Consider the following 18,686-nt stretch of genomic DNA (forward strand, 5'->3'; position numbering starts at 1 on the left):
CCGGCGATGGATGGCGTTTTCGACACAAGCCTCAGCGGCTGCGTCCGGATGAATCCCGGCGTCCGCGGGTCACGCAGGCTCGACGGGCATGCACAGTTCGCAGCTCACGCGCTCGCCGCCGGGTGCGCCCTCGCGGCGGTCGTAGCGCTCGAAGAAGTGGCCCTCGCCGAGGCGGAAGGACGAGCCGGGCAGCCACTCGTTGAGCAGCGCCTCCCAACCGCCGCCGATGTCCGCGGCCGGGCCGTCGAACTTCAGGCATGCCGCCCATTGCGCGGGCAGCTGGCGTCGCATGGTGCGAAGGCCGGGGTCGTTCCATTCCTGCGGCAGTTCAACGCAGGCATCCATGCGGCAGTTCGATGCAGGCGTGATGGACGGGTCGTCCAGGCCCACCGACATCAGCGGCTGGCCACCCAGGCCCAGGCTGTCGACCCAGGGAATGAAGCGCAGCCACAGGGAATGCGCATGGCTGGCGTAGTCGCCGCGCTCGCGCATGTACAGCACCTCGCGCGCCTCGATGCGCTTGACCTCCACGCGGAAGTGCTTCGTGCGCCAGCAATCGTTTGCAGGCGTGCGCCAGCCAATCCATCCGCCCGAGCGCCACTGCGATGGCGTCATGCCGAAGTGCTCGCGGAAGGCGCGGGCAAAGGCTTCGGGCGAAGCGAAGCCGCAGTTCAGCGACACCGCAGTCACCTTCTCGTTGGGACAGTGCCGCAGCCGCCCCGCGGCCGATTCCAGGCGGCGGCGCCGCACGAATTCCTTCAGCGTCTCGCCCGTCCAGGCGAGGAAGAGGCGGTGGAAATGAAAGGGCGAGAAGGCCGCGAGATCCGCCAGCTTTTCCAGGCCCAGGTCCTCCGACAGGTGCGTCTCGATGTGGTCCAGCACTTGCTCCATGCGCCGCAGGTGATGGCTGCGCAAGGCCGGATGCTCGCGCGTGCGCCCGGTCGGCGGCAGCACTTCGGCCTGGATGGGCTGGAGCGTGGCGACACGTCCCGGCGCCAGGGCCGGGGATAAAGCTGGCGTGTTCATGCGGACCTCGCTGGGTGGAAAAGCGCCGTGTGTCTCTTCAGCGCGCGTTGACCACGCGCCCTTCACGGTCGAACAAGTGGCACTGCCCCGACTCGGGCTTGAGCCACACCACCTCCCCTGTCGCGAGCGTGCGTGCGCCGCTCGCGAGCTTGACCGCCGCGGGCTCGGCCAGGCCGGCCACGCGGGTGTAGACGATGTCGCAGTCGCCCAGGTGCTCGACCTGGTCGACCCTGGCCTTGAGGCCACCGCCCTCGGGCGCGAAGCTGAAGTGCTCGGGCCGCACGCCCAGGGTCACCTCGCCCGGCGGCGTGGCCAGGCTCTGCCCCGGGAGGTACACGCTGCCCGCATCGCCCAGCGACACGCGCAGGCCGCTGCCTTCGCCATGCGCCATGGCCGGCAGGAAGCTCATCTTGGGCGAACCGAGGAAACCGGCGACGAACTGCGTGCGCGGACTGCGGTACAGGTCGATGGGCCGGCCCACCTGCTCGATGCGTCCGGCGTTGAACACCGCGATGCGCGTGCCCAGCGTCATCGCCTCGACCTGGTCGTGCGTCACGTAGACCATGGTCGTGCCCAGCTCCTGGTGCAGCTTGGCCAGCTCCATGCGCATCTGCACGCGCAAGGCGGCGTCCAGGTTGGACAGCGGCTCGTCGAACAGGAACACCTTGGGGTGCCGCACGATCGCGCGGCCGATGGCCACGCGCTGGCGCTGGCCGCCCGACAGCTCCTTGGGCTTGCGGCCGAGCAGCGGCACGATCTGCAGCACCTCGGCCGCGCGTTGCACGGCCTTCTTCACTTCGTCTTTTGACAGCTTGGTGAACTTCAGCGCGAAGCCGATGTTCTCGGCCACTGTCATGTGCGGGTACAGCGCGTAGCTCTGGAACACCATCGCCACGCCGCGCTGCACCGGCGGCAGCTCCTGCGCTTCTTCGTCGCCGATGAAGATCTGCCCGGCGGTGATGTCTTCCAGCCCCGCGATGGAGCGCAGCAGCGTGGTCTTGCCGCAGCCCGAGGGGCCGACGAAGACCATGAATTCACCAGACTCGATGCGCAGGTCGATGCCATGCAGCACGCGGGGACCGGTCCCGTATTGTTTTTCGACGCCCTTGAGAACGAGATGAGTCATTTGAATGCTTCCTTGGTCAGCCCTTGACGGCACCAGCGGTCAGGCCTTCGATGAGGCGACGTGAATAGAGGACGAAGAGCACCAGCAGCGGCAGCACGGTGATGGCCGATCCCGCGCTGATCGCGCCCCACGGCGTCTGCCCCGTGCCCTGCAGCGAGCGCAGCACCAGCGGCGCGGTGAACATCTCCATGCGGCTCATCACGAGCAGCGCGCCGACGAAGTTGTTGTAGGCCCCGATGAAGGTCACCAGGCCCAGCGTACCCATGGCCGGGCCGATGAGCGGCACCACGACGCGCCAGTAGATGCCGAACTCGCCGCAGCCGTCCATGCGGGCGGCCTCCACCAGCTCGCGCGGGATGGCCGAGCCGATGTACTGGCGCATCATGAACACGCCGAACGCCGAGCAGGCACCGGGGATGATCAGCGCCCGCGTGCTGTTGAGCCAGTCGAACTCCTTCATCAGCAGCACGAAGGGGATCATGCCCACGAAGGCCGGCAGCAGCATGGTGGCCATGAGTGCGCCGAACAGCTTCTCGCGGCCGGGGAAGTCGTACATCGCGAACGCATAGCCGCCCAGCGAGCAGAAGAACAGGTTCAGCACCGTGGCCGCGAAGGCGATCCACAGCGACAGGCCCACGCTGTGCCAGAAGTGCGGGCGCAGCGTCACCAGCTCGCGCAGGTTGTCCATCAGCGCGGAGCCGAACCACAGGGGCGGAGGCACCGAGAGGATGTCGGTGTTCGTGTGCGTCGCGAAGACGAACATGAAGTAGAACGGCGCGAGCATGATGAGCGCGCCGACGAGGATGACGGCGTACGGCAGCCATTGCAGCGGATTGACGCTGCGCTTCTTCGAACGCGCCTGCTTGACGGGCGCCGAGGGCTGGACGGCCATCGCCGGCACGGAGAGTTGGGTGGCGGCCATGGCTTACTCCTTGCGCCCGAGGGTGCGGTTGTTGAGCCACGTCAGCGCGGCGATCACCATGAACATCAGCCAGGCCACCGACGATGCGGTGCCGAAGTCGCCATCGGTGAGGCCGACCTTGTACATCTGCATGGCCACGGTCTCGGCCACCTGGCCCACGCCGCCGGAGCCGCCGGTGAGGATGAAGGGCTCCTCGAACAGCTGCAGGTTGCCGATGATGGTCAGCGTCACGGCGAACAGCATCATGGGACGCAGCAGCGGCACGGTGATGTAGCGGAACTGCTGCCACAGGCCGGCGCCGTCGATGGTGGCGGCTTCGTAGAGGTCTTTCGGAATGGTCTGCAAGGCGGAGAGGTACAGCACGGTGTTCCAGCCCACGAAGCGCCACCACACGATGAAGGCGACGATGGGCCGGGTGTATTCCGGACGTCCCCAATCGATGTTCTGCGCCGGGAATATCCACGACAGCGGATGCATGCCGAACACCTCGACATGATTCAGGCCGGTGAGCACCTGGTTGATGACGCCGAAGTCGCGCGAGAACAGCGACGAGAACACCAGCGTGATGGCCACGGTGTTGGTGATGTACGGCAGGAAGTACATCGCGATCACCGGGTTGCGCGCACGGCGGAACTTGGTGTGGATGAAGAAGGCCAGCGGCACGGCGATGAAGTGCTGCGGCAGGCCGGAGGCAAAGCCCAGCCAGAAGGTGTTGTACATGGCGCGCCAGAAGTCGCGCGAATACAGCTCGCTCCAGAACTCGCCGGAGAAGAACCGGCCCCAGGGCAGGTCGTTGAGCTGCAGGACGAAGGCGTAGTTGCCAAAGCCTTCCCACTTCATGCTGCCGATGCCCGCGGTCAATTCCCAGCGGAAGAACGAGGCGTAGGCCGAGAACAGCAGGGGGAAGAGGCCGAACGCGATGAAGAGGATGAAAAAGGGCGCGACGAAGACGTAGGGCATGAACTGCCACGGCTTGAGGCGGCGCTTCTTCTGCCCCTTCGGCGGCGTGCCGTTGGAAGCAAGGACAGCGGACATGAGCGGCTCGGTGGTGTGTGTTATGGACTGCTGCGGACTGTTTGTTCACGCGGCACCCGTGACTTCACGTCAAGGGCGCCGCGTGCCCAGCCGTCAGTGGCGGATGCGGCGCTCGATCGCCTTCTTGGCGTCGGCGAGCGCGGCCTTCACGTCCTTGCCTTGTTCCAGCACCTTGTCGAATTCGGCATTCACCACTTCCTGCGCCACCGGATCGAGCTTGTCGACTTCGGTCGCGGGAATCTTCGCGGCGGTGGCCTTCCACTGCTCACGCGCCTTCTGGCCACCCAGGAATTCGATGGGCTGCGACACGAAGGCGTCGTTGGTGGCATCCACCAGCACCGGGAAGGCATCCAGCTCTCGGAAGGCAGCGATCTGCACTTCCTTGTTGGTCGTCATGAACTTCACGAAGTCCCAGGCGAGCTCCTTGTTCTTCGCACCCTTGGGGATGGCGTAGAAGCTGCCGCCGTACGACGCGTTCACGCCGCCGGGAATGCCGGCCGAGCGCCAGTTGCCCTTGGTGTCCGGTGCGATCCAGTTCTTCAGGTGGCCGGCCAGCCAGGCGCCCATCATTTCCGAGGCGATGGTGCCGCGCTTGAAGCCTTCGCTCCACTCGTTGCTCCAGGCGCCGATCTTGGCGTCGATGCCGGCGGCGCGTGCCTGCTTGGCGGTCTCGAAGGCGTTCACGAAGCGCGGCGAATCCACCAGCACCTTGCCCTTGCCGTCGAAGTAGATGCCCTCGCCGTCCTTCAGGCCCGAGCGGATCATGATGTCCTTGATGGCCGAGGCGTGCGGGATGAGGAAGGAGCCAGTCTTGGCCTTGAGCGTCTTGCCCGCGTCGATGAACGAGGGCCACGATTTGGTGAGCTGCGCTTCAGTGACGCCGGCCTTGTCCATCAGGTCCTTGCGGTAGAAGAGCGCACCCGGGCCGATGTCGGCCGGCATGGCGGCGAAGATGCCGCCGCGGCTGGTGGCCTGGGCCACCGCGAACTTGAAGAACTTGTCCTTGTATTGCAGTGCGTTGTAGGGCGGCTTGGACAGGTCTTCCACACCACCGCCTTCGGCGAACTTGGCGACGAAGCCGATCTCGATGCCCATCACGTCGGGCAGGTTGGCGCCGGTGGCCAGTGCGGTGGTCATCGCGTTGTGGTGGTCGCCGTAGCCCAGCGCCACGAGCTTGATCTCCACCTCGGGGTGAACCTTCTTGTACAGCGGGATGGCCGCTTGCACGGAGCGGTCGAGGTCCTTGAAGGACGCCACGGTCAGCACCGTCTGGGCGTGGGCGAAGCCGGCAGTGGCCAGCAGGGCAGCAACGAGCGTGAGCCTGGATGTGAATTTCACTGTGTTCTCCTCATGGTGGGCGGTCGGCGCCTTCGAACCTGCTTTCTTGACCCGGTTCATGCAAGCGCTTGCATTGCAGTGTAGGGAGGAGATTTTGGATGCCGCGTCGGGGGGAACCCTGAAGAAAGCTAGCGGATCTTGCGGTTTGTGAGAAATGGCATGCAAGCGGTATCACGAGGCTTGCACGGAGTGTCCGGAGGTTGTGCAGGAGGGCCGTGCAAACCCGGATGTGGAGATTCCGGCGGGTTCAGCCCGAAGGGGACATGGCCCCCAACCTTCAGTTCGAGCCGACCGGCAGCGCCTTCGTCGATTCGCGAACGATCAGCTCCAGCATCGCCACCGTCGCGCGCGGCGGCTTGCGGCCTTCGATCAAGGCCACCACCGCGCTCGCGGCCTCCCGGCCGAGGTCGCGCAGCGGCTGCCGCACGGAGGTGAGCGGCGGCAGCGAGAACGAGGAATGCGGCAGGTCGTCGTAGCCGATGAGCGAGATGTCATCGGGCACGCGCATGCCGCGGCGGTACATGGCCAGCATGGCGCCGTAGGCCGAGTCGTCGTTGGCCGCGAACACCGCGCTGAAGGGCAGTCCACGGTCGAGCAGCGTGTTCATGGCGGTCACGCCACCGGTTTCCACATAGCCGCCGTTGGCCACCAGGCGTTCGTCATAGGGAATGCCCGCAGCCTCCAGCGCCTCGCGGTAGCCGCGCAAACGCTCGTCGGCATCGTGCCGCCCCTGCGGACCGCTGATGAACGCGATGCGCCGGTGACCCAGCTCGACAAAATGCTGCACCGCCATGCGAGCGCCGCTGTAGTGGTCGAAGCCCAGCGAATGCACACGCATGGAGGCCGACTGGCCACCCAGCAGCACCATGGGCACGCCCTGGGCATGCCGGTCCATGATCTCGTCGTCGAGGTCGGCCACCAGCAGGATGACACCGTCCACCCGCCGCCCGATCAGCGACAGCAGCCGCTGCTCCTCTTCCACCTTGTTCCAGTGACCGCTCACGAAGATGGCTTCGTAGTTGTGGCTGGCCAGCGCATCTTCCACGCCGCGCATTGCCTCATTGAAGAATGAGCTCGCGATTTCCTGCGTCAGCACGCCCACCGTCATCGTGCGCCCCTTGGCCAGGCCCCGGGCTACCAGGTTGGGCCGGTAGTTCAGGCGCTTGATGCTGCTATCGATGGCGGCCTTCTTCTCGCTGGACACCTGGTGGGTGCCGCTGAGGTAGCGCGAGACGGTGCTGGTGGACACCCCGGCCAGGCGCGCCACCTCTTCCAAGGTGACAGTGTTGCTTTCGATCGACATCCGTGGATGATAGCGCTTGTCTCGCCAACGATCATGTCGTAATCGCGCACGAGAACGGGGCATTCACCTAGGTAAAACGCGAAGATTTGGCGGTTTCGCAAGAATCGCTAGGCGACGTTGTTGCAAGCGCTTGCATGGCCAGCTATCGTGGCCGCCATGAAGTCACATCCCCCCATTCAATTCCCGTCCCAGTTCCTGTGGGGCGCTGCCACCTCGGCCTACCAGATCGAAGGTGCACACGACGTCGACGGCCGTGCGCCCAGCATCTGGGACAGCTTCGCCAAGACGCCCGGCCGCGTGGTGAACGGCGACAACGGCGACATCGCCTGCGACTCCTACCGCCGCGTGGAGGAAGACGTTGCGCTGCTCAAGCAGATGGGCGCACGCGCCTACCGCTTCTCCATCGCCTGGCCGCGGGTCATGCCCCATGGCCGCGGCGAAGTGAACCCGCTGGGCATCGCGTACTACAAGCGCCTGGTGAGCCTGCTGCGCGACGCGGGCATCGCGCCCATGGCCACGCTCTACCACTGGGACCTGCCGCAGGCCCTGCATGACGAAGGCGGCTGGATGAACCGCCGCACCGCGCAGGACTTCGCGGCCTTCGCCGCCGTCATGTTCGACGCGCTCGGCGAGAGCGTGCCCTTCTGGTTCACCGTGAACGAGCCGTGGTGCGCCTCGTTCCTGTCGCATGCCATCGGCGAGCATGCGCCCGGCGAGAAGGACCTCAACCGCGCTGTCACCGTGGCCCACCACCTGCTGCTCGGCCACGGTCTCGCCATGACGGAATTCCGCAAGCGCAAGCTGGGCGGCCAGATCGGCATGGCGCCCAACGTCGACTGGCGCGAGCCCTACTCGCAGGACCCGGAGGACATCGCTGCCTGCGAACGCGGGCTGGACTGGTTCAACCGCTGGTTCATCGACCCCATCTACCACGGCCGCTATCCGGCCGCGATGGCGGCGCGCTATGCCGAACTGGGCATCCGCGCGCCCATCGAGGACGGCGACATGGCCACCATCAGCCAGCACCCGGACATGCTGGGCATCAACTACTACACCGGCAGCTTCGCGAAGGCGCCGGCCAACCCCCTGCCGCTGCGCCCCGGCGACAGCCCGCAGCGGCAGATGGATGCGCTGCGCAACCTGGACACGGTCAACGTGCCCGGCTTCGCGAAGACGCACATCGACTGGCCCATCTTCCCCGAAGGCTTCACCAAGGTGCTGACCTGGCTGCGCGACGAGTACGGCAACCCGCCGGTGTTCATCACCGAGAACGGCGCCTGCGACAACACGCAGGTGGGCCATGACGGCCAGGTGCACGACGCGCTGCGCGTGGAGTACATGCACCGCCACGTGATCGCGCTGCACCGTGCCATCCGCTCGGGCTGCGACATCCGCGGCTACATGGCCTGGTCGCTGCTGGACAACTTCGAGTGGGCCTACGGCTACGGCAAGCGCTTCGGCCTCATCCACGTGGACTTCGGCACGCAGCAGCGCACGCCCAAGGACAGCTTCCACTGGTACAGCCAGCTCATTGCGAACAACGGCTGCGCAGCATGAAGCACCTCATCACACGGCGGACGGTCGCGCGCATGGCAGCCCTCGGCTGCAGTGCGCTCGCGCTCGCCGTGGCGCACGGCGAAACCACGGTGACGGTGGACGCGGGCCGCGAAGGCCTGGCCGTGAACCGTGCCGTGACCGCCGGCTTCAACTTCGGCAACTGGATGGCAGTGGCCGACTGGAAAGACGAGCTCGCGAAGGTGCCGACCGCCGCCCTGCGCTTCCCGGGGGGGAACGTCGGCGACGAGCAGGACATGGATGCCGCATCGCTGGACACGTTCAAGCTGCTGCTGTCGATGGTCAAGGGTGGCCCGGAACTCACCATCCAGACACGCGTCTTCGAAGGCCGTCCGGACCGGCCGGCCGGCAACAAGCCCGAGGACGCCGCCCGCGCGGTGCGCATGGCCCGCGAACGCGGCCTGAACGTCACGACATGGGAAATCGGCAACGAGCCGGACCTCTTCAGCGAAGTGCGCGGCGATGCAAGCTGGACCGCCCAGCGCTACTGCGACATGTTCCGGGCCCAGGCAGCCGCGATTCGCCACGAGGACCCGAAGGCGCTCATCGCCGGTCCGGCGGTCTCCGGCGCACAGCCGGGCGCCCCGCGCTTCGTCGCAGCCTTCGTCGAACGCTGCGGCGACGTGGTGGACGTGCTGACCTGGCACATCTACCCCACCGATGGTGACGGCACCGAAGACTCCGCGCTGTCCACCGTGGCCGAGGTCGACCGCTCCATCGCCCACTACACCGCACTGTGGAAGGACGCGAAGCGCAATCCGCTGGGCCACCAGCGCGCCATCAAGTTCGGCATCACCGAGTTCGGCCTGTCGTGGAAGACCGACCGGCCGCGCTTCCTCGCCGACCAGACCGGCGCGCTGTGGGCTGGCGAGTCCGCGCTTCGCATGGCCGAGCAGGGTGTGTCGGTGGCGCACTACTTCGCCTACCAGGGCACTGGCTTTCACGGCCTGCTGGACATCGGCGGCGTGCCGCGCCCGACCTACTACGGCTTCCAGCTGGTGCGTGAACTCGACGGCCGCTTCGTGGACACGCGCAGCAGCGATGCATCGCTGTGGGCGCACGCGGCGCGCTCGGGCAAGCAGGCGAAGCTGCTGCTCATCAACACCGCCGCCAGCGCGCAAAGCGTGCGCATCGACGCCCGCGGCTTGCGTGCCGTGAGCGCACGCGGCTTTGACGCCGAGGTGGTGGAAAGCGAAGCACCCTTCGCCGACATCGCGGTGAAGGACGGCAAACTCACGCTGCCCGCCCGGTCCATGGCCCTCGTTCAACTGGACGCGCAGCCGTGAACAGCACCCGACGCCACCTCGTCAGCGCCGCAGCCATGGGCCTGGCCTGGCCCGCGCTCGCCGCGCCCGCGCCCTCTGCGCTGGACAAGGCGCTGAAGCTGCCCGTACTGGTGGACGGCAGCGACGATGCGGCCAAGGGCATCTTCTTCGGCATCTTCCGGGAAGACGCGCTGCCCGACGTGGTGGCCACCACGCAATCGGACCTTCGCCGCCAGCCGGCGGCCGCGATGTGGTTCACGCGCTTCGAATCGGCCTTCCCGGAATCGCAGCTTCGCTTCCTCGCGCAGCGCAACATCGCCGCGCAGGTCACCTGGGAACCCTGGGGCCACGGCAACAAGCCGATCACCCTGGCCGACATCGTCGAGGGTCGGTGGGATGCCTACATTGACACCTGGGCCCAGGCCGCCGCCAAGCTGGACCTGCCCTTCATGCTGCGCTTCGGCCACGAGTTCAACGGCGACTGGTACCCCTGGTGCACGGTGAACAACGAGCGCCAGCCCGAGCTGTTCGTGAAGGCGCACCGCCGCGTGGTGCAGCGCTTTCGCGATGCCGGTGCGCACCAGGTGCAGTGGGTCTGGTGCTTCAACAACGCGAGTGCGCCGGCGGCGTCGTGGAACGACCCGCGCGCGGCTTGGCCGGGCGACGAGTTCGTCGACTGGATCGGCATCGACGGCTACAACTTCGGCAGCAGCCGCAGCTGGTCGCGCTGGACCTCGTTCGCCGATGTATTCAGCGATGCCGTCGCCACCGCACGCGCCATCTCGCCCGACAAGCCCATCGTGCTGGCCGAACTCGGCTGCTCGGAAACCGGCGGCGACAAGGCCGCCTGGATCGCGCGCATGTTCAGCGACATCGAGTCGCTGCCCAACGTGCGCGCCTTCACCTGGTTCGACACGGTCAAGGAGACCAGTTGGTCGCTCACCTCGAGCGACGAGAGCTGGCTCGCCGCCATCCAGAGTCTTCGCCGCGCGTCCATTCGGGGGAATGGCCACGCGCTCCTGTCCATCAGTCGAAAAAGGAGACCGACATGAGACAACGTCCCGCCGCGAGCCGCGCATGGCTCGCCGCTGTGGCGGCCGCTGCCCTGGGCGCGGCCTGCAGCAGCACACCGACGGCGCCGCCCGCGCCCGCGCCCAGTCCCGCACCCGCACCGGCACCCGCTCCTGCGGCCACCGCCGCAGCGCCGGCCCCGACCGCCGATGCCGGCAAGCTGGTGTTCGCCGCCATGAAGGCCGAGGGACGCACCGAGCAAGGCGCCTCGCTGGACGGCTTCGCCTACTCGGAGAAGCCCGGCGACGCGTCCTTCGGCAAGATCAGCGTGGCCGACGGCGTGGCGCACGTCACCGGCGTGATCTGGCCGCAAAAGGGCAGCAGCTGGGGCGGCATCGGCTTCAGTGTGGGCGCCGGCAATGGCGGCAAGACGCTGGACCTGTCCTCGTACAAGACGCTCACGCTGCAGCTGGCCGCCAATGCGCCGGGCACCTTGCGCATCCGCGTGATGGGCAATGAGAAAGCCACGCGCGACAACGGCTGCTACCCGGTGGTGGTGCAACCGGTGAGCACCGAGCTTCGCGAATACAGCATCGACCTCAGCCGCTTCGCTTCCGAGGCGTACTGCGGCGGCAACGCCAGGACCATCGCCGCCACCAGCACTGCGGTGTCCGCGGTGGAAGTGGCCGATCCGAAGGTCGCTGGCGGCAAACGCGACATCGACTTCCAGGTGGGCCGCATCACGCTGAGCCGCTAGTCCCACCACCCCTCTTTCTCGCACATGCGCGCGGCGCCGGGCAGCCGCGTGCAGGACTTCCTCACGCCCAAAAACCTTTCGAGCACTACAGGAGACTCTCATGAAAAGGACAACTCTCGCACTGGCAGCCGCGCTTCTCGCGGCCTGCGGCGCCGCGAACGCGACGCAAGTGGACTTCTCCGGCTACATGCGCGCCGGCACCGGCATCAACGCCCGCGGCGGCACGCAGGTGTGCTTCGGCCTGCCGGGCGCGGACACCAAGTGGCGCCTGGGCAATGAGTGCGACTACGTGATCGAGCCCACCTTCACCGCCAAGCTGGCCGAGTACGAAGGCGCCGACTGGAACGTGCGCGTCATGCCCAGCGTCTACCGCGCCTGGGGCCAGACCGAGAACGGCACGGACGAGCTGACCACCCGCTTCGGCCAGATCTACATCTTCGGCAACAAGATCTCGCAGTTGGGCAACGGCACGGCCTGGGCCGGCCGCCGCTTCTACAACCGCCTGCAGACGGGCATCAACGACCAGTTCCTCGAGAACAACGACGGCGACGGCGCCGGCATCGAGAACATGGACGTGGGCCTGGGCAAGCTGAGCGTGGCCTTCATGATGAACGGCCGCGGTGCCGCGAACGACAACCGCTTCGCACTGCCGATCCGCCTGACCAACATCAAGGACATGCCCAACGGCGAGCTGTCGATCTACGTCACGCCGTCGGCCCAGCTGAAGTCGCATGACCAGACCGCCGGCACCGACCCGGTGAAGCAGCCCAACGGCATTGCCTTCGGCGCCTACCAGAGCCTGTCGGGCTTCCTCGGTGGCGACACGCTGCTGGGCTTCAAGCACGACAAGACCGGCGACGTGAAGAACACGCGCTTCGTCGTGCAACAGACCGGCAAGCTGGCCGCCAGCACCAGCTTCGACCTGTTCGGCGAGTACCGCATCAACGACAACGCCGGCGTGAAGAGCAAGTGGACCGCGCTGGGCGGCCGCACCGACACGCACATCAGCGGCCCCTTCCGCTTCCTGGCCGAACTGGGCACGGACATCGTCAAGCCCGATGGCGCCGCCACGCGCCAGATGACCAAGCTGACGCTGGCTGGTGCAGTCTCCGCCGGCAAGGAGCCCTGGTCGCGTCCGACGCTGCGCCTGTTCGTCACGCACGCCTTCTGGAATGAAGCTGCACGCCAGGTGCTGGGTGACAACTGGGTCAACGGCGAACGCCTGAAGCAGGTCTATGGCGACCAGAAGTCCGGCACGTCCATCGGCATCCAGGCTGAAGCCTGGTGGTGATCAGCGCTTGAGACAGGAAGGCGCCATCGAAGCGCCTTCCTGAATGGTCATCGGTGCGTCGCTTGTACTGGACAAGCTTGCGGCGCTTTGTAGGGCGGGCGCGTTGGCTGCGTCCGCCCTACTCTCTTCTTGCCGCCGGCTCAGGTGCGCTGCTCCACGATCCGGTAGCCGACGCCTGGCTCGGTCATCAGCAACTGCGGGTCTGCAGGGTTCTCTTCCAGCTTTGCACGAAGCTGAGCCATGTACAGGCGCAGGTAGTGCGTGTGCTCGGTGAACTCCGCACCCCAGACGTCCAGCAGCAGTTGGCGGTGCGTCACCACCTGGCCTGCGCTGCGCACCAGGCGGGCCAGCAAGTTGAACTCGGTGGGCGTCAGGTGCACTTCCTTGCCGTCCAGCAGCACGTCGCGTGTGCCCAGGTCGATGTCCAGGCCTCGCAGGCTGTAGTGCGTCACCGCGGGCGCCACGCTCGTGCCCCGGTGCCTGAGGCCGACCCGCATGCGGGCCAGCAATTCGCGGATGCTGAACGGCTTGACCAGATAGTCGTCGGCGCCTTCGTCAAGCAATCGAACCTTCTGGCCATCGCTTTCCCGCGCCGAGATGACGATGAGCGGCACGTTGTGCTTCTGCCTGAGCGCCACCAGCAACTGTTCGCCATCGCCGTCCGGCAGGCCAAGGTCCAGCAGCACCATGTCCACCGGCGCGCATCCCTGCGACGTGCCAGCCCCCAGGCCTCTGAGAAGGGCGAAGCCCTCGCTCAGGCTCGCGGCGGTGTAGACCTCGTAGCCCTCGGCCGCCACTGCGTCCTTCAGCGTCTGGCACAACTCGCGGTCATCCTCGACCAACAGCACTCGCAGCGTCATGTCGGCGCTCCATTCATCGCTGAATCGTGTTCCTCCACGCGAGGCGCCTCTTCTTCCGGCAGCCAGCACTCGAAGCTCGACCCGCCGTGGCCGCGCTGACGCAGCTTGAGTTCGCCGCCGTGTGCACGCGCGATCGCACGGCACACGGCCAGGCCCACGCCGGCGCCACGCTGCGCGGCGCTGTTCGTGCTGCTGGACCGCCAGTCGCCACGCTGGAAGACATCGAAGATCCTTTCGCGCCAAGCGGGCTCGATGCCCGATCCGCGGTCGCGAACGGCGAAGACGATGTGGTGTCCCTGCCTGCGCACGGTCAATTCGACCGGGGCCGGCGCGTCGCTGTATTTCAGTGCGTTGTCGACGAGGTTCTCCAGCATCTGCGCAAACAGCACCGCGTCGCAGCGGACCAGCGGCAAGTCCGGCTCAGTCCACACCTTCAACCGACGATCCGGGTCGTGCCGGCGGGCCCGGCCGGCCACCGCTCCGGCCAGTTCATCCGCCGATTCCCAGTCGAGGTGCAATTTCACCCCCGGCGCGTCCAGCCTCACGAGCTGCAGGGTGTTGTCGGTCAATCGGCTGAGCTGGTGGGTCTCCGCCACGATGCTCTGTGCGAGCCGTTCGCGCTGTTCAGGGGCGAGCTTGTTGCCCACGTCACGCAGCGAGGACGCTGCGCCCATGATGGCCGCGAGCGGCGTGCGGTAGTCGTGGGAGATGGCCGCCAGCAGTGCATTGCGAACCGCTTGTCCCTGGGCATGGGCTTGCGCCGCTTCGGCCTCGCGCTGGGTCTGCGCACGATGCAGCAATTGACCCATCTGGTCGCACAAGGCCTGCGCCTGCGTCAGCGCATCGGGAGCGGCCATCTGCTTTTGACTGACTGGAATCAAGGCTGCACCGAACGCCTCGTCTTCCCCGCCACGCAGCGGCAGATACAGCGCCGGCAACTCCGGCTCGCAGCCGGTGCCAGGGCCGAACTGCTTGCACAGGCGCATGCAGTGCCGCATCCCCGCAAGCTCGTCAGCGTTGGGGGCGTCGACGGCGATGACTTCACTCGCCTCGCCATCCATCGCTGCATGGCTTCGCAGCAGCAGCTTCGGCTCTTGCCCCAGCAGGTCCTTCAGGGCCATGTGCAAGGCTTTCCCGCGCTGCAGCGGGTCTTCCGCTTCACGCAAGGCGTCCCCCAGTGCACGCATCTGATCGGCATGCCGCGCGTTGCGTCGAGCCCGGCTCGCCAGCACGCGGCCACGCGCGAGCAGGCCCGAGACGACCCAGCTCAGCACGACGATCTCCAGCAGCAACAGCACGTCTTCGGTCATGTCGACGCGCAGGGTGTACTTCGGGGTCACGAAGAAATAGTCAAACGCAAGCACCGCCGCCACCGTCGTCGCGAGCGAAGACACGAGGGGCAGCCAGATGGCGGCGAGGGCCGACGCCAGGACCAGCGTGATCGCGACCTGGGCCAGCCCGATGCGGCGCTCGAAATAGACCATCAGCGCCCACGCCACGGCCCAGACCGCCGAGGCCCATGCCCAGCGCCACCTTGCCAGCCGCGCCGGTGCGATCGAGGAATCGTCCATCATGGTGGCAACCGTACCAGACATTCCAGCCTCCAGGCGCACGCCCATGAATGCATCCAGGCGCTGCAGCCATGACCTTCGCAGCGCCTGGCTGCGCCCCCACCGGTTCACAGGGTTGCGAAGCGGCCTTTCAACGCCGCCGCCATCTCGAAGAACTCCTTGCGCGACTCGATGTCCGGGTCCCACGCAAGCCCCATCTCGGCCAGGTTGTAGACCTCCTTGATCGACGCCCCTGAGATCAGCTTGCCATCGGCATTGCGCTCGCGGCCGAGCACCCACAGCGTGTCCGCGATGCGGATGGCGCTCTCCACATCGTGCGTCACCACGATGATGGTGTTCAGCTCGTTCGTCATCGAGACCCGGATGATCGTCTCGCACACCTTCGTCTTGGCCAGCGGGTCCAGGCCCGAGAACGGCTCGTCCATCAGCAGGAAGTGCGAGCTGCACAACAGCTGCTGGGCAATGGCCACGCGCTGGCGCTGGCCGCCCGAGAGTGCCAGCGGATACGACTTCGCGGTGTCCACCATTTCGAACTCTTCCAGCAAGGCCAGGCACCGCTGCCGGGCTTGTTCCGCGGTGTCGCTGGTCTTGCTCGCTGCCACCATCAGGTTGCCCCACACGGTCCGGTGATTGAACAGGGGGTAGTTCTGGGCCACCACGCCCACTTCGCCAGGTTGCACCTCGCGCTGAGCGCCGTTGAGGCGCACGCTTCCCGAGGTCGGCCTTTGCAGGCCGGCGATGCAACGGAAAAGCTGCGACTTGCCGACACCGGAAGGCCCCAGCAGGCACACGACCTGGCCCTGCTGCATGCCTTCGCGCTGGATGTTGTCGATCGTGCCGCTCACGGCCTCGAGGATGGGCCTGTCGTAGCTCACGCACACCTTGTCGATGGTGAGCAGGCGTTGGCCGAGGGTGTACGGATGCTTCATGGCGGGGCTCACGCTGAGATTCCTTCCTTGCCCAGCCTGCCGTACGGGCACAACGAGTCCTTCAGCAGCGACAGCAGGAAGTCCTGCCCCAGCCCGTAGGTCAGGATCGTCAGCTGGATCGCGAAGACACCGGCCAGCAGGAAGTAGCGGTTCTGGTTCAGCAACATCGCGCCCACACCGCCTTCCGACCGGGTCATGCCTTCCACCAGCGTCAGGAGCGTCCAGCCGACGGCGGCGTTCTGACGCATCAGGTCCAGGATGACATCCGCCTTGCCCAGCACGACGACTTCCGCTGTGATCCGCCAGTGCCGCATGCCCAGCGTCCGGCAGTGGTCGATGCGCTCGCGCGGGGTGGCCGCGATCTCTGCCAGCAGCGAGGTCACCATGAACACGAACATGCCGAACGAGAGGATCGCCACGCGCAGCGAGTGCGCGTCGCCGGATGCGAGCATGAACACGTAGGTGAGGCCGGCGAAGCCCAGGAACCGCATGGCCGCCGACAGCCTTGCCGCCGGCATGAACACCGGTGCAGTGCCCAGGCAGGCCACGACGACAGCCGCCAGTGTGGACACGAGCAAGGCAACGACGCTCACCTTGACGCTGGCCCACAACTCGAACAGCAGTCCCTGCCGCTGGACCAGATCGATCCACGCGCGGGCCACCTCCATCGGGGACGGGAGCGTCGTGGATCCGCTCATGGCCCACAGCGCGATGGCCAGGCAGGCCTGGACGATCAGCGTCAGCTGGAGCCAGCGCGCCCGCACGGGCGTGAACGGGAGAAAGAGGTTGACGGCTTTCACGGTGCTTCTCGCGACGGATCGTCCGCACGATGGCTGGCGGGCGATCCGTCCATCGCATCACTCGGTGCGGATCAGCGCGATGTCGACACGGCGGTTCTTCGCGCGGCCTTCTGCGGTGGCGTTGGCCGCCACCGGCTGCTGGTCCCCGTACGCGCGGGTCCGCACGCGATCCTTCGGGAACGACGAAGGCGCGTTGGCCTGCAGCCAGCTGCTGACCGCGTCGGCACGGCGCTTGGACAGGACCAGGTTCGACGCCGAGTCGCCCACGTTGTCGGTGTGGCCTGCGATCTGCACCGCCAGCCCGGACACGGCCACCTGGTCGATCATCTGCTCGAGCACGGGAATGGCTTCCGGCCGGAAGCTCGCCTTGCCGGTGTCGAACTCGATCGCCCACGAGCGCTTCGCGAAGGTCGAGGTCGCCGGCGCATTCGCTTCGAAGACGGGCGTGGCGGGTTTCGCGGCAGCGGCAGCGGTGGCGCTGGCGGCGAGCGACTGCAGGTAGCTGGTGTTCACCACCGACTCGTACGGCAGCACGGCCGGCATTTCCTCCGGATAGAGGTCATGGGCAATGCCGCCATAGACGGTGTAGACGCGCTTGTACAGGCTGTCGTTGCCGTTCAGGCCGAACAGGTACAGGTTGTCCGCCAGGTTGTTGGTGGTCGAGCCGCCCAGCCTGATGTCCAGGCCCTTCGCGTCCTTTTCCACCACGCCGCGGTGGTACTTGGCCCACCACTCGGGCGTCTGCTCGCGCATCACCCTGGCCATCACCTTGGACGCCGCCAGCAGGTTGGCATCGCTCGCCTTCACTGCATCGCTGGCATCGAAGGCGGCCGCCAGCATGTTGCGGACGAACGGGGCGTTCTGCGCCATCCACTGCTTGTTGCCGATGATGGCCGCCGGCATCTGCCACATGTACTCCTTGGTCGATGCGACGGCCGCGAGGCCCCCCACCTCGCGGGCGACCTTCACGTCGCCAGGCGTCCAGGTGGCGGTGCCGTTCTGGCAGACCTTCTGGGTGGCGCCCGTGGCCCGGCCATTGCGCACCACAGGGCGGGTTTCACAGGCTCCCTTGCTTGCGGCGATCAGCTTCTCGTCGGCTTCCGTGAACGCGCCGACCGACACGAAGTTCATCGCATCGGGGTCGTAGGTCTTCGGGTCCGGGTTGACCGGGATCTTGTTGTCCGAGGCGTACTTGATGCAGATGTTCCAGTCGCCGTCGCGAAGGACGGCACCGATCAGCGAGCCGCGCGCCTTCTGCGGGTCGGCCGCGACTTCCGCAGGCAGCATGCACTTGTCTTCGCCTCGCGAGTAGCCGAGCGCACCGACGACTTCGATTTGCTGGCCCATCTTGGCCAGGGCGGCCTGGGCGGAGGCTGCGTAGCCCGGCAGCGCATCGCCCATGATGACGACGAACGCGGCGCCCTTGGCCGGACGTGCCACGCCGGCGGCAACCTCGGCCGCGAAGAGTGCCTGCTCGGCCACCATCTGGGCGTAGTCGTCCTGGCGCTCCAACGCCAGGCGAACGCCACGGCGAGCCATGAGGCTGCCGGCGCTGGTGGTCGAGTCACCGTTGGCGTAGGCCAGGCCTGCCACCGCATTCCACGGCAACACCAGCGTGCGCGCCGTGTAGTCGCCCGTGGCCGCGGCCATCGGCGCCGGCCCGAGCGCGATCGGGCCTGCCGCGGGGGCAGCGGAGCCTGCGACGGGCACATCCACATGAGCCGGCACCGCGCTCGCAGTCACGTTCTGTGCGTGCATGTACTGGACGTATCGGTTGAGGCCATACCAGCTGCCGGCGACAGCGGTCACGATGAGAAGAAGTCTCGGGAGGGGCTTGAGTGCCATGATGTTTCCTTTCACATTCAGTCTTGAAGTCG

The 18,686-nt window shown here is 66.9% G+C and carries 16 protein-coding genes; 5 read left to right on the forward strand and 11 right to left on the reverse strand.

The features are described from left to right. Window positions 1-69: 69 nt before the first annotated feature. The 6 genes from DZC73_RS05720 to DZC73_RS05745 form a co-directional block, all read right to left on the reverse strand. Window positions 70-1,026 carry an AraC family transcriptional regulator gene (locus tag DZC73_RS05720; RefSeq protein ID WP_124539191.1) on the reverse strand — a complete coding sequence of 319 codons (957 nt, stop codon included), beginning with the start codon at window positions 1,024-1,026 and terminating at the stop codon, window positions 70-72. Window positions 1,027-1,063: 37 nt separating this feature from the next. Next, the gene (locus DZC73_RS05725) at window positions 1,064-2,152 is read right to left on the reverse strand and encodes an ABC transporter ATP-binding protein (protein WP_124539192.1); all 1,089 of its coding nucleotides are present in this window, start codon (window positions 2,150-2,152) and stop codon (window positions 1,064-1,066) included. Between the two features lie 16 nt (window positions 2,153-2,168). Continuing rightward, window positions 2,169-3,074: a carbohydrate ABC transporter permease gene (locus tag DZC73_RS05730; protein WP_235834997.1), complete on the reverse strand. Its 906-nt coding sequence runs from the start codon at window positions 3,072-3,074 to the stop codon at window positions 2,169-2,171. A 3-nt stretch (window positions 3,075-3,077) separates the two neighbouring features. After that, on the reverse strand, window positions 3,078-4,109 hold the full coding sequence (locus DZC73_RS05735; protein ID WP_124539193.1) for a carbohydrate ABC transporter permease: 1,032 nt from the start codon (window positions 4,107-4,109) through the stop codon (window positions 3,078-3,080). Between the two features lie 93 nt (window positions 4,110-4,202). Further along, window positions 4,203-5,447, reverse strand: a complete 1,245-nt coding sequence (locus DZC73_RS05740) for an ABC transporter substrate-binding protein (protein WP_235834998.1) — start codon at window positions 5,445-5,447, stop codon at window positions 4,203-4,205. A gap of 277 nt (window positions 5,448-5,724) precedes the next feature. Then, on the reverse strand, window positions 5,725-6,750 hold the full coding sequence (locus DZC73_RS05745) for a LacI family DNA-binding transcriptional regulator (protein ID WP_124539195.1): 1,026 nt from the start codon (window positions 6,748-6,750) through the stop codon (window positions 5,725-5,727). Window positions 6,751-6,906: 156 nt separating this feature from the next. On the opposite strand from DZC73_RS05745, the gene DZC73_RS05750 reads away from it, so the two are divergent. From DZC73_RS05750 to DZC73_RS05775, 5 genes are all read left to right on the forward strand, one after another. Continuing rightward, complete coding sequence (locus DZC73_RS05750; RefSeq protein ID WP_124539196.1) at window positions 6,907-8,307, forward strand: GH1 family beta-glucosidase; 1,401 nt, start codon at window positions 6,907-6,909, stop codon at window positions 8,305-8,307. Further along, window positions 8,304-9,611 carry a glycoside hydrolase family protein gene (locus tag DZC73_RS05755; protein ID WP_124539197.1) on the forward strand — a complete coding sequence of 436 codons (1,308 nt, stop codon included), beginning with the start codon at window positions 8,304-8,306 and terminating at the stop codon, window positions 9,609-9,611. The genes DZC73_RS05750 and DZC73_RS05755 overlap by 4 nt, the downstream gene beginning before the upstream one ends. Next, window positions 9,608-10,642 carry a glycoside hydrolase family 26 protein gene (locus tag DZC73_RS05760; protein WP_124539198.1) on the forward strand — a complete coding sequence of 345 codons (1,035 nt, stop codon included), beginning with the start codon at window positions 9,608-9,610 and terminating at the stop codon, window positions 10,640-10,642. Before DZC73_RS05755 ends, DZC73_RS05760 begins: the two co-directional genes overlap by 4 nt. Further along, window positions 10,639-11,358, forward strand: a complete 720-nt coding sequence (locus DZC73_RS05770; protein ID WP_161974466.1) for a hypothetical protein — start codon at window positions 10,639-10,641, stop codon at window positions 11,356-11,358. Before DZC73_RS05760 ends, DZC73_RS05770 begins: the two co-directional genes overlap by 4 nt. Before the next feature lie 100 nt (window positions 11,359-11,458). Next, window positions 11,459-12,649 carry a carbohydrate porin gene (locus DZC73_RS05775; protein WP_124539201.1) on the forward strand — a complete coding sequence of 397 codons (1,191 nt, stop codon included), beginning with the start codon at window positions 11,459-11,461 and terminating at the stop codon, window positions 12,647-12,649. Between the two features lie 140 nt (window positions 12,650-12,789). Here the strand turns inward: DZC73_RS05775 and DZC73_RS05780 are convergent, their stop codons facing one another. The 5 genes from DZC73_RS05780 to DZC73_RS05800 form a co-directional block, all read right to left on the reverse strand. Continuing rightward, window positions 12,790-13,509, reverse strand: a complete 720-nt coding sequence (locus tag DZC73_RS05780) for a winged helix-turn-helix domain-containing protein (protein WP_124539202.1) — start codon at window positions 13,507-13,509, stop codon at window positions 12,790-12,792. Continuing rightward, the gene (locus tag DZC73_RS05785) at window positions 13,506-15,104 is read right to left on the reverse strand and encodes an ATP-binding protein (protein WP_235834999.1); all 1,599 of its coding nucleotides are present in this window, start codon (window positions 15,102-15,104) and stop codon (window positions 13,506-13,508) included. Before DZC73_RS05785 ends, DZC73_RS05780 begins: the two co-directional genes overlap by 4 nt. Before the next feature lie 83 nt (window positions 15,105-15,187). Then, window positions 15,188-16,021, reverse strand: a complete 834-nt coding sequence (locus DZC73_RS05790; RefSeq protein WP_198414782.1) for an ABC transporter ATP-binding protein — start codon at window positions 16,019-16,021, stop codon at window positions 15,188-15,190. After that, entirely contained in the window at window positions 16,018-16,809 is a 792-nt protein-coding gene (locus tag DZC73_RS05795; protein ID WP_124539203.1) for an ABC transporter permease, read from the reverse strand. The genes DZC73_RS05790 and DZC73_RS05795 overlap by 4 nt, the downstream gene beginning before the upstream one ends. Window positions 16,810-16,866: 57 nt before the next feature. Further along, entirely contained in the window at window positions 16,867-18,654 is a 1,788-nt protein-coding gene (locus DZC73_RS05800) for an OmpA family protein (RefSeq protein WP_124539204.1), read from the reverse strand. Between the last annotated feature and the right edge of the window lie 32 nt (window positions 18,655-18,686).

The sequence above is a fragment of the Rhizobacter terrae genome, assembly GCF_003852895.1.
In the GTDB taxonomy this organism is placed as follows: domain Bacteria; phylum Pseudomonadota; class Gammaproteobacteria; order Burkholderiales; family Burkholderiaceae_C; genus Albitalea; species Albitalea terrae.